The organism is Bifidobacterium callitrichos, from assembly GCF_008698085.1.
Taxonomy (GTDB): domain Bacteria; phylum Actinomycetota; class Actinomycetes; order Actinomycetales; family Bifidobacteriaceae; genus Bifidobacterium; species Bifidobacterium callitrichos.
In genome coordinates, this window is sequence record NZ_RZJP01000004.1 from 390,206 (window position 1) to 405,276 (window position 15,071).

Sequence of the window (15,071 nt, forward strand, 5' to 3'; positions counted from 1 at the left end):
TCCCTCCGATCCAAACAATCGAACGGAACAGGGGCCTTGCCCGTATTCGTCCACCCGCCTATTCGGCGTTGAACACGACGCCCTTCTGCAGGATCAGGTTCGCGTATTGCGCCGATTCGCCGCTGGCGATCACGCAGTACGCCTTCCTTGCCTGCTCGTAGAACGCGAAGCGCTCGAGGGAGCCGATCGCGTCGGCGCCGCGTTCGTCGTGCTCTTTGATGAGGTCCGCGTACACATCCCAGATCGGGGTGGCGACGGTGTCTCCCGGCACCTTCTCCATCAGGGTGGCCGGCTTGTCCACGTAGGTGTCCAGCGGGAAGACCGTCAGGATCGCCTTGAGGATCTCGTCGCCGCCGTGGCCGTCCATGCGCACCACGATCGCGTTCTTGCCGATCGATTCGGCCGGGAAGTTGCCGTCCGCGATGACCAGCTGATCGCCGTGGCCCATCTCGCACAGCACCTTCAACAGTTCCGGCGGGATGATCTTCGGAATACCTTTGAGCATGAAGCCTCCTTGCTTGTGCCTATTCGTGTTCGCGTCCGCAGGCTGCCTCGCCCCGACGCCTCGACCCGATCTCGCCGTTCGGCGAAGCCCCAGTCGATGCTCCCATCATACCGCTCAGGAACGAAAATTTCGATACCCATCCGGCACTTTTCTGCTGATACGTGATGGCGGCAGCTGGCTGATTATTGACGGAGCGCCGCTGCATACGTCAGCTACGCCTCAACTACGCCAGGGCCTTGTCGATGAGTGCGTTCACGGCTTCAGCCTGCGTTAATCCGTGCGTCTGTGCATAGATCGCAACCTTCTGCTCGCGGGTGAGTCCTGACTGCGCAAGACTATCGCCCAAAGCCTGTCGAGTGTATTCGCTTGGCGTAACGTGCTTGGCACTGGCCGCGGCCTCTACCAGTCGCCACAGTTCGTCGGGGATTCTTATGGTGTGCGCGCGCATGTCAACGCGACTTGGCGGAAACGGGTCGGCTTCGCGTGTCAGGGTCGAATTCGTGAATCCATGTTCCGCTTCGCTGGCCCAGCGTTCCACCATATCGTCGGTAATGGGCGTTCCGTCTTTGGCGATGTACTGCTTCCTGTTCATGCCTGACTCCATTCCTTGAAGAATCCTCTGGTAAGGAAATTGGCGTGTATGACTAGTGGCCGCGGATCGGCGGTCTCGACGTACACCAGTTCGATTGATCGTCGCTGCTGGTCGAAGCCGATTCGATCTGCTCGCGCGTCAGATGGTGCGGTCTCAATGCGTGAGGGTGTATCTCGATTTCGTTATCCTCTGATTCTCCAGTATAGGAGATTGTATGACAATTGTCATACAAATATGGTGTCGAGAAATGAGGCGCTATTGCTGTTTTCGTGGGTGGCTGTTTGCCGTTGGGCTTTAGGAAGAGGGCTTTTCATTGCCGAAATGACGGCATTCCAGTGGTGGCATTCCATTACCTGATTCCGAATTCCGCTGATTTGCGCGCTGTCCTATGGTCCGTTTCGGCAGTCCGCGGGGGACTCAGCGCAGCCAGAGCCGATTCCGCATCTGAGTCCCGTAAATCAGGGGGACTCAGCGCGATTCCCCGCGATCGTCGCGCTGAGTCCCGCGACCACACCCGCCCACACCAACACAGGACCGGAAACGCCTCGTCGGCACCGCCGCAAAACGTTGGAATTCCAATGATTGCTATTCCATGCCTGACGGGCGGGCGCAGGGCAGGCGTTCAAGCCGCGGGACTCAGCGACGAAAACGCCCACAATCGTGCTGAGTCCCGCGAATCCGGGGGACTCAGCACGATTGTGGGCGTTTTCCACGCTGAATCCCACGAGACAAGCGGACAACGCGAACGAAGGCGCAACGGACACGACGGGGACGGCTCTACCGGGCCTGTCAGCTCAGGGAGCTCCTGCGCAACTCGCTCGAACAAACCCCCGTCGCACAGGCCGGGGCCGAATCGAAGCACCGAGTGTTCCGGGCATCCAACAACCGGCTACCCCACCCAGCCGACCAACCCACGAAAACAGCAGAAGCCTCAGAAATGATTCCCCGCGGCGGGTGAGCGACGGACGTCATTTCACTCATCGCCATGTCTCCGCAGAAACTCTCGCAGGAAGGGCACTGCGAAATCGACCTCGCCTCGTTCGACTTCGCGGATTACGTAGGCGTCGAGCAGCCGCTTGCGGTAGGTGGCCGCGTAATTGGGTGTCTTACCCATGCGCTCGGCCACCGCCGTTGTCGACGAAGGACCGTCGGACTGTGCCATGGCCTTGAGGTATGCGCGGTCGTTCCTCGACAGTCCGTGCAGTTCCGGAATGCAGACGGCGTTGTCGAGGTCGATTCTTGCCTCGGCGATGCCCTGCGAGACGTCATCGTCGGAGATTTCGTCGGAATTGCGCATATCCGCCGCGTCCCAGATGTGGTATCCGACCAGCTGAATCATGTACGGGTATCCGCATGTGGCGGCGGCCGCCGTCTGCAATTGCCGCTCATCGATGTGCATGCCGGAATCATGGAAGGTCGTGCGGAATGCATCCCGTACCTCATCGACGGGGATACTGGTCAGTACGTTCATCTTCGCTCGACGAAGGAACGTGATCACCTCGTCATTGAACAGGTCCGAGACCATCTGCGGCAGTCCGGCGAACACGATGGCGATGTTGCGGCGCTCCCTGATCTGATGCTGGATGGCGGTTGCAATGGCAATCATGTCGGATCGGTCGGCCGCCTGCGTTTCATCGATGGAGATGAGCAGTCCGGCGTGGTGCTTCTCCAGCAGGGTGATGCGTTCGGCCATCGCCTTACGCAAGGTCTCAGGCATGCGCTTCGGCGTGAGCTCGGCCTCGCCGAGGCTGACGCTTGCGCCGGCGAAACTCAACGACGGTTTGATGGTAAGGCGGTCAAGCAGTCCATCCCGATCCCGTAGTTCGTTGACCATGCGTTCGCATAGACCCTCTGAGGCGGTCTCCTCGATGACGTCCCACTTCCGTGCGCGCGCCTTGTCTCCGAAGACCGTGAGTATGACGGTTTTGCCCGTGCCTCGCGCTCCAGTGATGAGCATGATGCGTCCCGGTGCGCCCACGCCGTTGTCGAGACCCTTCTCGAAGTCTCGAATGACCTTGCGTCGTCCGATCAGCAGCGGGGGTTCGCCTCCGGCGGTCGGCTTGAATGGATTTGCAACGTTTCTCATGTGTCATCCCTGTCTGCCGATAGGTCTATCACATCCGAAATCAAAAATATCAAAAAAATAAAAAGTTTCAAAAGTGATTCGTCTTGCGACTCGGCGATAACGCATCGCGTCCGATTCGGGGCAGAACAGATGCGATTCTTGCGGCTAACGGACACTGATCCGGTGCTGCTCCGTCGTGGCGGGTAGCCGCGCCTGACGGCGGAATTCGATGGGGGAGACGTTGTTCCTGCGTTTGAAGGCGGCGCAGAACGAACTGGCATCGGTGAAGCCGCACTCTTCGCACAGTCGTTTCAGCGGCAGGTCCGAGTTGATGAGCATGTACTTCGCGGCGTGCATGCGTGCGTCCACGATGTAGGCGTGCGGCGTGTACCCGGTCTCCTTCTTGAAGACGCGAATGAAATGGTATTCGCTCATATGGGCGAGGGACGCGAGATCACCGATCGGCAACGGGTCGGCCAGATGGTTCGCGATGTAGGTGAGCACATCCTCGATGGCGTGCGGCTGGCGTTGCTCCGAAGCGCCGGAATCGGCCGCCGCCATCGCGAACTCGGTGAGGATGTCGGTGATGTACTTCGCCATTTGCGGTTCCGAAATGCGCTTGCCGGAATGGAACGTGCCATAGATGTTGCCGAGGCGAGTCAGTGCATAACCCGGGTCCTTCAACGCGAACACGGTGCCGAGGCGGGAGGTGATCAGTTCGTAGTAGGCGCGCGCCGTCGGGCCGTCGAAATGCATCCACAGCACGTCGCTCGGCTCGTTGGTACCGTAGGAATGCCACTCATAGCAGTCCACCAGTATGAAATCGCCCTTCGCGGCATGGGACGTGCCGCGCGGTGTGGTGACGTCGAACGAGCCTCGGCGGATCGCCATCAGCAGGAAGCTGTCGAAGGAGTTGCGCTCCTGCCGGTATCCGGCCTCGTAGTGAAACGAACCGACGCGCAGGGGGTAGAGAAAGGTCCGTATCGCGGTTTTGCTCGGCGTGTAGATGGTGAAGTCCGATCCCTCGTTAAGGATGCCGTGTTCGGCCGGTTTCATGCGGGGTCTCCTTCTCTCGTGTGCTCGCGTGTTCCTTAAGTGTACCTGCGGCCGCATGGTTTTGCGTCCGCAATTTTTCTATATTGGAAAGCAGGAAAACAGCAAATATCATTGAAAATCCGCTTTAGTCTTGTAGGCAAGTAATCAACACATTACTCATGCAAAGGCGAAAGGCCGCAGTATCCAACGAAGGAGCAACACCATGGCCGTGACCATCAGGGACACCGTCATCACGATCCCCACCTACGAGATCGGAGCGGCGGACAGGAACCCCGAATTCATCGAGAAGCGCGTCTACCAGGGCAGCTCGGGGCGCGTCTACCCGTACCCCGTCATCGAAACCATCAGCGACGAGAAGAAGGACAAGGACTACAAGGCCGTCATCCTCGAAAACGAATACCTCGAGGTGACTGTCCTGCCCGAACTCGGCGGACGCATCCAGTACGCGAAGGATAAGACCAACGACTACGACTTCGTGTACCGCAACGACGTCATCAAGCCCGCGCTTGTGGGCCTGACCGGACCGTGGATCTCCGGCGGCATCGAATTCAACTGGCCGCAGCACCACCGTCCCACCACCTACCTGCCCGTCGACTACAGGGTCGTGGATCTCGCCGACGGCGGCAAGGCCGTCCAATGCCACGACACCGACCAGATGTACGGCACGCAGGTCGTCACCACGATCGCGCTCCACCCCGGCAAGGCGTACATCGAGATCACCGCGCAACTGTACAACGGCACCGCCCTGCCGCAGACCTTCCTGTGGTGGGCGAACCCGGCCGTGCCCGTCAACGACCACACGAAGACCGTGATGCCGCCGGACGTGACCGCCGTTATGGATCACGGCAAGCGCGACGTCTCCCGCTACCCGATCGCCACCGGAACCTACTACAAGCACGACTACTCCGAAGGCGTCGACATCGGACGCTACAAGAACGTGCCGGTGCCGACCAGCTACATGGCCGCGCACTCCGACTACAACTTCGTCGGCGGCTACGACTTCGGCGTCGGTGCCGGTATCCTGCACGTGGCTGACCACCACGTCTCCCCGGGCAAGAAGCAGTGGACGTGGGGCAACGGCGACTTCGGCCGCGCATGGGACCGCAACCTGACCGACACGAACGGTCCGTACGTCGAACTCATGACCGGCGTCTTTACCGACAACCAGCCTGATTTCACCTGGCTCAAGCCGTACGAGGGCAAGACCTTCACTCAGTACTTCATGCCGTACAAGGCCGTCGGCCAGGTCAAGAACGCCTCGATCGAAGCGGCCGTCAACTTGGAGATCGGTCCGGAGGACACGTTCGGCGCGGCCGGCGAGACTGAAGGCATCGAAGCGCAGGGGCTCAAGGTCGGACAGGGCCGCGTCACCGTGTACGCGACGCAGGTGTTCGACGATGCGCACGTCACCGTGACCGACGACCGCACGGGTGTCACACTGTACGCGTGGAATGGACGTCTCAGCCCGAACGACACCGTGCGCGCCGAATTCGAGACCGGCGACGCCGCCGCAAGCGACGTGACCGCCACCGTCACCGCCGCCGACGGGCGCACGCTCATCGACTACACGCCTCAGCCCGCGAAGATCGAGAAACTGCCCGAACCGGCGAAGGCCGCCGACGAACCGGAACGCATCCTCACCAACGAGGAACTGCTCCTCGCCGGCATGCACCTCGAACAGTACCGTCACGCCACCTACATGCCCGACCCGTACTATCTCGAAGGTCTCAAACGCGATCCGGACGATGCGCGCATCAACAACGCGTACGGCCGGCTCCTGCTACGCCGTGGCGACTTCGCCGGCGCGGAGCAGCATTTCCGCACCGCCATCAAGCGCCTCACCAAGCACAACACCCAGCCGTACGATTCCGAACCGCACTACAACCTCGGACTTGCGCTCTTCCTCCAAGGCAACATGGACAAGGCGTTCGATGTGTTCTACAAGGCCACATGGGACGACACGCAGAAGGAACGCGCCTTCCTCTACATGGCCGCCATCGCCACGCGCCGCAGCGACCTCGCCGACGCGCTCGACTACGTGGAGACCGCGCTGACCCGCAACACGATGAACATCAAGGCGCGCGGCCTCAAGGCGTACCTGCTGCGCCGGCTCGGACGCTTTGACGAGGCGCGTGCGGCGCTCGACGAGAACCTCGGCGTCGACGCATTCGACTTCGTGTCCGGCTACGAGCGCGTGCTCGTCGCGCGTGCCGCCGGCGACGATGATGCGGCAGCCGAGACCGGCGCTGAACTCGCGCGACTCATGCGCGGATTCCACCAGAACCACCTGCAGACCGCCCGCGACTACGCCCTGTTCGGCGCCTACGAGGAGGCGCTGGCGCTACTCGATCTCGCCGACCAACGCCAGCCTATGGTCAATTACTACAAGGGCTACTACCTCTTCCAGCTCGACCGCGCAGACGAGGCACGCGCCGCATTCGAGGAGGCCGAAGCCTGCCCGTCCGACTACTGCTTCCCGAACAAGCTCGAGGACATCGCCCCGCTGAACCTCGCCATCGAGACCGTGAACGGCGCGAAGGCCCCGTACTACCTTGGATGCCTGTACTACGACAAGGTCCAGGCGGACAAGGCCATCGCACTGTGGGAGCGTTCGCGCGACCGCGACCCCGCATTCCCGACCGTGCATCGCAACCTCGCGCTCGCCTACTACAACAAGCGCGGCGACGCGAAGGCCGCCGAACGCGAGATCGAAGAGGCGTATCGACTCGACGAATCCGACGCCCGCGTGTTCCTCGAACTTGACCAGCTGCACCGCAAGATCGGATGGACCTACGCGCAGCGCCTTGTCGAATTCGAGCGTCACCTCGACGTGGTGGCCGAACGCGACGACCTGTACATCGAATACCTCACCGTGCTCAACCTCACCGGCAACTACGCGAAGGCCTACGAGCTCATGGGTCGGCGCCGCTTCCACCCGTGGGAGGGCGGCGAAGGCAAGATCACCGCGCAGTACCGCATCGCGCTCACGTTGCTCGCCAAGGACGCGATGGCCGCAGGCGACTGGGAGCGCGCCAAGGAGCTGCTCGTCAAGACGCTCGTCTACCCGGAGAACCTTGGCGAAGGCAAGCTCGAAGGCCAGAAGGACAACGATATCCACTACCTGCTGGGCGTCGTCGAACGCGAACTCGGCGACGAGGACACGGCCCGCGCCGAATTCCGGCAGGCCACGATCGGCCCCGACGAGGTGAAGGGTGCGATGTACTACAACGACCAGCCGGCCGAGATGATCCTCTTCCAGGGGCTCGCCCACAAGGCGCTCGGCGAGGAGGGCCCTGCCAACGCCCGCTTCTACCGTCTGCTCGACTACGGCGAGCAGCATCTGTCCGCTCAGGTCAAGATCGACTACTTCGCCGTCTCGCTGCCCGACTTCCTCATCTTCGAGAACGACTACACGAAGATGAACCGCACCCACTGCCTGTACCTGATGGCGCTCGCCAACATCGGCACCGGCGACAAGGCCGCGGCCGCACGCTTCCTCGATGAGGCACGCGGGCTTGACCCGAGCCACATCCAGGCGAACCTCTTCGCCGACGAGGTCGCCAACCGCCACACGCTGTGACGGCGCTGTGACGTCACTGCGACATCGGCTGGCTGTGGTGCGGCGGCACGCTCGTCGACGACAATTTCGCGAACGGCGACGTGTGGGAGGTGGGATTGCGCGATTGCGTGGACCTGCTCGTCTCCGAACGCGGTCGTCTCGTCCTGACGATCACGCCGATCCGCGAGGGTGCGAACGTGAACGTCGAATCCGCGATGGCTGCGCGCACGGAACGCTCCGACGGGCAGACCGCCGCGCTCGAATCGGTGGAGATCGTGCCGGTGCGCAGGTCCGTGCTGCGCCGGTCGTGAGCTGCTGCCACAAGCATGACGGGCGTGCGCCAGGCGGAACGGTATGGTGAGGATATGGGAATCGCGAATGGGATGGCCGACCGCGGGCTTTCGCGCGGGGCCGGCGGGTTCACGCCGCAGGCCGTGCTGTGGGATCTCGACGGCACGCTCGTCGACTCCGATCCGATGTGGGTGGCGGCCGAACGCCGGTGCGCCGAACGCCACGGCGTCACATGGAACGACGCGTTGAGCCGCGCGATGACCGCGGCTCCGTTGCCAGTATGCGCGCGCGTGCTGCGCGAGGCGGGCGTGCCGCTCGATGCCGATCGCATCATCCGCGAGCTCATCGACGATGTGACGGCGATGTACGAGGCCGGTGCCGTCCGCCATGCGGCTGGCGTGCCGTGGACGCCGGGCGCATGGGCGATGATGCTCGCCCTGCGCGGGGCCGGCATCCCCTCCGTCCTCGTCACCGGCTCGCCGCGATCGCTCGGCGAACGCGTCATCGCCGCCGCGCCGGACGGCGTGTTCGTGGGACTTGTCGCCGGCGACGACGGTCTCGCGCATAAACCCGACCCCGCTCCCTATCTTGCGGGCGCACGCCTCGCCGGTGTGGACCCGCGCGATTGTCTCGTCTTCGAGGATTCCGCGAGCGGACTGACGGCCGCGTTCGCCGCCGGCGCCCATGCGGTCGGCGTGGAGGCGTGCGCGCGCGTACCGCTTCCACGCGACATGGGATGTCCGGTTGTGGCGTCGTTGAACGAGGCCATTGGGCTGGTCGGTCTTCCGCTTAGCTCAGCAGGAACGCGATCACCGCGATGAACACCGGGCTCGTCAGCGTGCTCATCAGGATGCCGTCGCGCGCGAAGGTCAATCCCACGTTGTAGCGGGCCGCGTAGTTGTACACGTTCTGGCCGGTCGGCAGGGCGGCGAGCACCACGCACGCGTACAGCTCCGGTCCGCGGAAGCCCATCATGAAGTAGGCGAGCAGGAACGCGATGATCGGCATCACGATGTTCTTGAGGATCGCCACGGTGAAGATCGCCGGGCGATCGCCCTTCTGCTGCAGTGGCTTCGTGCCGTGCAGCGACATGCCGAACGCCATGAGGATCATCGGCACCGCCGACTCGCCGATCATGTTGATCGGGTCGTATAGGTAGTTCGGAATGAACCATCCGGTCTTCGCGTTGACAGCCGACAGCGCGATGCCCAGCAGCGATCCGATGAGCAACGGCTGATGCAGCGGCTGCTTCGCGATCTCCTTGACCGACACCTTGCCCTTGGTGAACACGTCCAGCGCGGTCAGGCCGATCGGCGTGAACAGCGCCTGCTGCATCACCAGGATCGGGGCGACCAGCGCGCCGTTGCCGAGGATGTACGTGGCGATCGGCAGGCCGATGTTGTTCGAGTTGAGGTACAGCGAGTTGAGCGCGCCGATCGTCGCGTCGGCCGCGTTCATGTGGAAGAACATGCGATTGAGCACGAGGAACACCACGCCGATGAGCATCGCCGACAGGAACGCCACGATGATCGACGGGTGGAAGATGTCGAAGATCGGCTCCTTGGAGAGGATCGCGAACATCAGACACGGACTCGACACGAAGAACGAGAACCGATTGAGCACCATCTGCGCGCTCGGGCCGCCGATGCGCATACGCGCCGCCACGTATCCCACGAAGATGACGATGCCGATGACGCAGAAGCCCTGCATCGCGCTTAGTAGACCTGGCATGTTCCTCCCTTATCGGCTTCCCATACTCGCACATCGCCATGCATTCGTCCGCCGTATCTCACTGACCGGTCCTCGAACCCGTTCGTGGACTCCGTCCGCGAGCCGGGCGCTCTGGATCCCCTTGTCAGGACGTTGCCGTGGAGCAAACGACAGAGTCGTTTGTAGGCAACGTGCGAGCCGACAGGTGAGTCAGCAGAACGCCGCGCGCAGCGCGTCCTTAATTTGCAGGACGAGCTGGCCCGCGAAGCGGTCTGAGGGGTAGTCGATTCGCGAACAAATTCCGGCTCGGGATACTAGAATCGCGGCTATGACGAACGATACGAACACCACGGCCGATAAGGCCGCCGACCCGAAGGCCGCCCTCGCGCGCGACACCGCCACCCCCATCACCCTCGACCCTTCGGCTCCGCGCGCCGAGGCCATCGCGACGATCCTCGCCCAGATCATGACCGCCTACTCGGTGAGCGACTACGAGACCCCGCTCGCCGACGAGATCGAACGCTTCCTGCGCCAGCAATCCCACCTCGCCGTCCGACGCCACGGCGACACCGTCGTCGCCTCCACCGACTTCGGTCTCGAGCGGCGTGTGATCCTCGCCGGACACATCGACGTCGTCCCGGTCATCGACAACTTCCCGCCGCGCTGGCTGGAACCAGGCGACCCGCTGATCCGCGAGGACATCGCAAAGGCCCATCCGGGCGAACGCGTCCTGTGGGGTCGCGGCGCCACCGATATGAAGGCGTCCGATGCGGTGATGCTCTACCTCGCCGCCACCCTTGACGGCGCCACGCCCGAAACCACGCCGAACGCCGACCTCACGTTCGTCTTCTATGACCACGAGGAGGTCGCCGCCGAGAAGAACGGCTTGAGGAAGGTCGTCGAGACCCACCCCGACTGGATCACCGGCGATTTCGCGATCATCGGCGAGCCGACCAGCTGCGGCATCGAAGGCGGCTGCAACGGCACGATCCGCTTCGACGTGATCACGCACGGCGTCGCCGCGCACTCGGCACGCGCATGGATGGGCGTCAACGCGATTCACAAGGCCGCCGATATCCTGAACCGCCTCAACGCCTATGAGCCGGCCGACGTCGAGGTGGACGGCCTGACCTATCGCGAAGGTCTCAACGCCACGCTGATCTCCGGGGGCAAGGGCACGAACGTCATCCCCGACGAATGCCGCGTCCACGTCAACTACCGGTTCGCCCCCGACAAGTCGCTCGCCGAGGCCAAGGCCCTGATGATGGGCGCCGACGCTGGCGCCGAGCTCGGCAACGGCGAGCACACCGCCACCGGTGGCGTCTTCGAGGGCTACGGCATCGAGATGAAGGACGAATCGCCGTCCGCGCGCCCCGGCATGGACGCGCCGCTGGCCGTCTCCCTGGCGAGGCTCGTCAAGGAGCGCGCCGGCCGCGACCCGCTCGCCAAGCTCGGCTGGACCGATGTCGCCCGGTTCTCCCAGCTTGGCATTCCGGCGGTCAACCTCGGCGCCGGCGACCCGCTGCTCGCCCACAAGCACGACGAGCAGATGCCCGAATCCGATCTCACGCTCCTCACCGACATCCTGGGGGAGTGGCTGTCGTCGTCCCGTTGACTGTGAACCCCCATTGCCGACCGAACGGTTCCAGGTCCTAGGTACCGGTGCCAGCCCCGGTTCCAAGTCCAGGCCCCCGGTTCCAGGTCCACAGCCCGATGCGCGGATGACACGCCGTACGCACATCGTGGGTAACCGACTCGATGCCACGGGGAACGTACGCTGACGTCGCCGTAGCGTACGCTCCCCGTGACTTCGGGGCCGATCTCACCCGTATTCGTACGCTGCCGCGACGCAGGCGTACGAATACGGGTGAGAGGCGTGCGATGGCCCCATTCCCCGTACGCTGGTGAGCCCCCGGCGTACGAGGAACGGGGTGAGGCGCGCGTTGGCCCCGTTCCCCGTACGCCGATCGGCATGGGAACGGGCGACCCTCGGACCTTGAGTACGTTGTCCGTGGTGATCCCGGGGAAAAAGTTGTGGCATACTTGAATGCGGTGGTTCTGCAAACCGCCGACGTGCCAGATGGCGTCGATCCCCTCGCAGCTGGATCCAGGGTGGCCCTATGATCCGCGCGAGCGCCGGTGTCCGCCGTCCGAGCCGCACAGACTTTGAAGGAATTGCTTCTGCGGGCGCAAGCGATGCGCGGCCATGGTGAGAGCATGGTGTGAGAGCCGTGGAGGCCTTATATATAAGGTCCGACGTGATGCAGCACGCCGGGACGAGGAGCATCGTGCCCGCTGTGAACAACAATGGGGTCGACGACGTCGACGCCCAGAATGCAACCGTATCCAATGCCAATACCGGCTCCGATGACGCCGCTGCCGATTCCAATGCCGTGAACACCCCCGCAGGCTCGGACGGCGCCCCGACCACGACCCGCCGCCGTCGCGGCCGTCGCGTCGTGCGCGGTGCCGGTGCTGCCGGCGTGTCGCTCGAACTGAAGGTCGAGGACCATTCCGCCGCGATGTTCGAGGAGCCGCGTCTGCCCGAGCCGCAGTCCGACGTCCCCGACACCCCCGACGTCCCCGCCTCCGACAACACCCCCGACGATGATGCGCCGTCGCCGCGCCGCAAGTCTCGCGTCCGCCGTGCCCCCGCCATCGTCGACGCCTCCGATGAGGACGAGCGCCCCACCCGCCGTCGCCGCGTCCGCCATGCCGACGATTTCGACGATGACGACGCGCGTCCGGCCCGTCGGTCCCGTCGCCGTGACGACGACGATCTTGATCGCGCCGAGGAGCTGCTCGATGGACTGCCGTTCCATGACCGTTATGACCGTGACGACGATCGCGACGAGTACGACGATTATGAGATCTCGCGCGATCGCGGCGGGCGCCGTTCCCGCCCGATGACCTCGCTGCTGTTCCAGGAGCCGGTCATCCCCGCGCACGGCCGCGATGACGACGATGACATCGATATCATCGACATCCACGCCGATGACGATTCGTCCGACAACGCCTCCGACAACGGCTCCGACGATGCCGACGAGACGCGCGCCTCGCGCCGTGAGACCCGTCGCCGCACGCGTTCCCGCGCCGCCCGTCAGAACGCTTCCCAGCAGGACGACAAGCAGAATGACGCCCAGGCGAGTCGTTCCAACCGTGACGACCGCCCCGACGCCGGCCGTGACGCCGCCGACCAGCAGAACACCGACGATCAGGGCGACGAGAACGCCTCCGGGCGCCGGCGCACCCGCAGTCGTCGTCTCAACGCGCAGGAGCGTCGCGCCGCCGCCGAGGTCGAACAGATCGAGGAGGACCTGGAGCTCGACGACATCTCCTACCGTCCGATCGACGACGAGGAGCCGGCCGACGAGGAGCCACGCACCCGTACGCGTCGCCGTCGTCGCCGCGGCAAGTCCGAGTCGATCGAGGATCGTCGCGCATCCCGCGAGGACCGTGAGGATCGCGACGATCGTGACCGCGACCGTGACGATCGCGATGAGGAGCCTGTCGAGGAGGAGACCGTCACCCGTACGCGTCGCCGTCGTCGCCGCGGCAAGTCGCAGGACGACGACGAGCAGATCATCTCCCGCCGCTCCCGCAAGCAGCAGTACATCGACGAGATCACCGACGTGGAGGGCTCGACCCGACTCGAGGCCAAGAAGCAGCGTCGTCGCGACAATCGCCGCGAGCGCTCCCGCCAGTCGCAGATCATGGAACAGGACTTCCTCGCGCGCCGCGAGAACGTCGAACGCCTGATGGTCGTACGCGAGAAGGAGAAGCACACCCAGATCTCCGTGGTCGAGGACAACATCCTCGTCGAGCACTACGTGTCCGACATCCAGGAGGTGCAGACCGTCGGCAACGTGTATCTCGGCCGCGTGCAGAACGTGCTGCCGAGCATGGAGGCCGCGTTCGTCGACATCGGACAGGCCCGCAACGGCGTGCTGTACGCCGGCGAGGTCAACTGGGACGCGACCCGCCTCGAGGGCCAGCCGCGCCGCATCGAACTCGCGTTCAAGTCCGGCGATCCGGTCCTCGTGCAGGTCACCAAGGATCCGATCGGTCACAAGGGCGCCCGTCTGACCTCGCAGGTCACGCTCGCCGGCCGATTCCTCGTGCTCGTGCCGTCCGGCGGCATGACCGGCGTGAGCCGCAAGCTGCCGGAGCGTGAGCGTGCGCGTCTGAAGAACATCGTCGCGAAGATCGCGCCGAAGGACATGGGTGTGATCATCCGCACCGCGGCCGAGGGTGCGAGCGAGGACGCGATCGTCAAGGATCTCGAGAGCCTGGTGCGTCAGTGGAACCGCATCAACGCCAAGCGCGAGGAGTTCTGGCACGGCAAGCGTCCCAAGCTCCTGCAGGGCGAGCCGGACGTCGCGATCCGCGTGGTGCGCGACATCTTCAACGACGATTTCAGCCAGCTGATCGTCGAGGGAGACAAGGTCTACGACCGCATCGAGGAGTACCTCGAGACGATGGCCCCGGACTTGAAGGACAAGCTCGTCAAGTGGGATCCGGCCGAACACAACGGCAAGGACGTGTTCGACAAGTGGCAGATCGACTCCCAGTTGAGGAAGGGCATGGAGCGTCAGGTCTACCTGCCCTCCGGCGGCTCGATCGTCATCGACCGCACCGAGGCCATGACCACGATCGACGTGAACACCGGCCGGTTCATCGGCCGCGGCAAGTCGCTCGAGGAGACGGTCACGCGATGCAACCTCGAGGCGAGCGAGGAGATCGCGCGTCAGCTGCGTCTGCGTGACATCGGCGGCATGATCATGATCGATTACGTCGACATGGTGATGCCCGCCAACCGCGACCTCGTGCTGCGTCGTCTCGTCGAATGCCTGGCTCGAGACCGTACCAAGCATCAGGTGGCGGAGGTCACCTCGCTCGGCCTCGTGCAGATGACGCGCAAGCGCATCGGCCAGGGTCTGGTCGAGGCGTTCTCCGAGGAGTGCCCGACCTGCAAGGGCCGCGGCTTCATCCTGCACGACAAGCCGATCGTCAGCGCCGAGTACGATGACCCCTACGCGTTGCGTGGAGGTGATCCGTTCGTGCGCACGAACAAGCACGGCCGCGGCACGACGCCCGCGCCGGAGCCGGCAGGGTCCCGTCCGGACGTCAAGGCCAAGCTCGCGCAGATCGCCGCCGCCGCGGTCGCCGCGAACAACGCGGACATCGACGACTGAGCGTCGACTCAAGGCGACGGCCGGTCTCTAGCACGCCGAACGGCAAACCGGCGTGAATGACACGCGGATGAAACGCGGTTGCGTTAGTCCGCGTGTCA

General features: G+C 64.0%; 10 protein-coding genes. 5 read left to right on the forward strand and 5 right to left on the reverse strand.

Going from position 1 to position 15,071, the window contains the following annotated elements; all coding sequences use genetic code 11:
- Positions 1-58 precede the first annotated feature (58 nt).
- From EMB92_RS10365 to EMB92_RS10380, 4 genes are all read right to left on the reverse strand, one after another.
- Positions 59-505: an RbsD/FucU family protein gene (locus EMB92_RS10365; protein WP_043165789.1), complete on the reverse strand. Its 447-nt coding sequence runs from the start codon at positions 503-505 to the stop codon at positions 59-61.
- Between the two features lie 223 nt (positions 506-728).
- Positions 729-1,097: a hypothetical protein gene (locus tag EMB92_RS10370; protein WP_150394800.1), complete on the reverse strand. Its 369-nt coding sequence runs from the start codon at positions 1,095-1,097 to the stop codon at positions 729-731.
- Positions 1,098-2,070: 973 nt separating this feature from the next.
- Entirely contained in the window at positions 2,071-3,183 is a 1,113-nt protein-coding gene (locus EMB92_RS10375; protein WP_150394801.1) for an ATP-binding protein, read from the reverse strand.
- 144 nt (positions 3,184-3,327) lie between these two features.
- Positions 3,328-4,218, reverse strand: coding sequence for an AraC family transcriptional regulator (locus tag EMB92_RS10380; protein WP_190973653.1), 891 nt, complete (start codon positions 4,216-4,218; stop codon positions 3,328-3,330).
- A gap of 202 nt (positions 4,219-4,420) precedes the next feature.
- Here EMB92_RS10380 and EMB92_RS10385 point away from each other — a divergent pair, with 202 nt between their 5' ends.
- The 3 genes from EMB92_RS10385 to EMB92_RS10395 all read left to right on the forward strand — a co-directional run bounded on the left by EMB92_RS10385 (position 4,421) and on the right by EMB92_RS10395 (position 8,889).
- Positions 4,421-7,798, forward strand: coding sequence for a DUF5107 domain-containing protein (locus tag EMB92_RS10385; RefSeq protein WP_150394803.1), 3,378 nt, complete (start codon positions 4,421-4,423; stop codon positions 7,796-7,798).
- Between the two features lie 95 nt (positions 7,799-7,893).
- Positions 7,894-8,088, forward strand: a complete 195-nt coding sequence (locus tag EMB92_RS10390) for a hypothetical protein (protein ID WP_190973654.1) — start codon at positions 7,894-7,896, stop codon at positions 8,086-8,088.
- Between the two features lie 54 nt (positions 8,089-8,142).
- A complete protein-coding gene (locus EMB92_RS10395; protein WP_190973655.1) occupies positions 8,143-8,889 on the forward strand; it encodes an HAD family hydrolase in 747 nt (248 codons plus the stop codon).
- On the opposite strand, the gene EMB92_RS10400 is transcribed toward EMB92_RS10395, so the two are convergent.
- Positions 8,858-9,799: an AEC family transporter gene (locus EMB92_RS10400; protein ID WP_150394806.1), complete on the reverse strand. Its 942-nt coding sequence runs from the start codon at positions 9,797-9,799 to the stop codon at positions 8,858-8,860. The two genes, EMB92_RS10395 and EMB92_RS10400, sit on opposite strands and share 32 nt — an antisense overlap.
- Positions 9,800-10,106: 307 nt before the next feature.
- Here EMB92_RS10400 and dapE point away from each other — a divergent pair, with 307 nt between their 5' ends.
- On the forward strand, positions 10,107-11,393 hold the full coding sequence (dapE, locus tag EMB92_RS10405; RefSeq protein ID WP_150394807.1) for a succinyl-diaminopimelate desuccinylase: 1,287 nt from the start codon (positions 10,107-10,109) through the stop codon (positions 11,391-11,393).
- Positions 11,394-12,039: 646 nt separating this feature from the next.
- Entirely contained in the window at positions 12,040-14,973 is a 2,934-nt protein-coding gene (locus EMB92_RS10410) for an Rne/Rng family ribonuclease (RefSeq protein WP_150394808.1), read from the forward strand.
- The last annotated feature ends 98 nt before the right edge of the window (positions 14,974-15,071 follow it).

What these genes read in the sequence shown, in the direction of transcription:
- EMB92_RS10365 (WP_043165789.1), bottom strand. Translation starts at nt 505, where the DNA reads ATGCTCAAAGGTATTCCGAAGATCATCCCGCCGGAACTGTTGAAGGTG.
- EMB92_RS10370 (WP_150394800.1), bottom strand. Translation starts at nt 1,097, where the DNA reads ATGAACAGGAAGCAGTACATCGCCAAAGACGGAACGCCCATTACCGAC.
- EMB92_RS10375 (WP_150394801.1), bottom strand. Translation starts at nt 3,183, where the DNA reads ATGAGAAACGTTGCAAATCCATTCAAGCCGACCGCCGGAGGCGAACCC.
- EMB92_RS10380 (WP_190973653.1), bottom strand. Translation starts at nt 4,218, where the DNA reads ATGAAACCGGCCGAACACGGCATCCTTAACGAGGGATCGGACTTCACC.
- EMB92_RS10385 (WP_150394803.1), top strand. Translation starts at nt 4,421, where the DNA reads ATGGCCGTGACCATCAGGGACACCGTCATCACGATCCCCACCTACGAG.
- EMB92_RS10395 (WP_190973655.1), top strand. Translation starts at nt 8,143, where the DNA reads ATGGGAATCGCGAATGGGATGGCCGACCGCGGGCTTTCGCGCGGGGCC.
- EMB92_RS10400 (WP_150394806.1), bottom strand. Translation starts at nt 9,799, where the DNA reads ATGCCAGGTCTACTAAGCGCGATGCAGGGCTTCTGCGTCATCGGCATC.
- dapE (WP_150394807.1), top strand. Translation starts at nt 10,107, where the DNA reads ATGACGAACGATACGAACACCACGGCCGATAAGGCCGCCGACCCGAAG.
- EMB92_RS10410 (WP_150394808.1), top strand. Translation starts at nt 12,040, where the DNA reads ATGCAGCACGCCGGGACGAGGAGCATCGTGCCCGCTGTGAACAACAAT.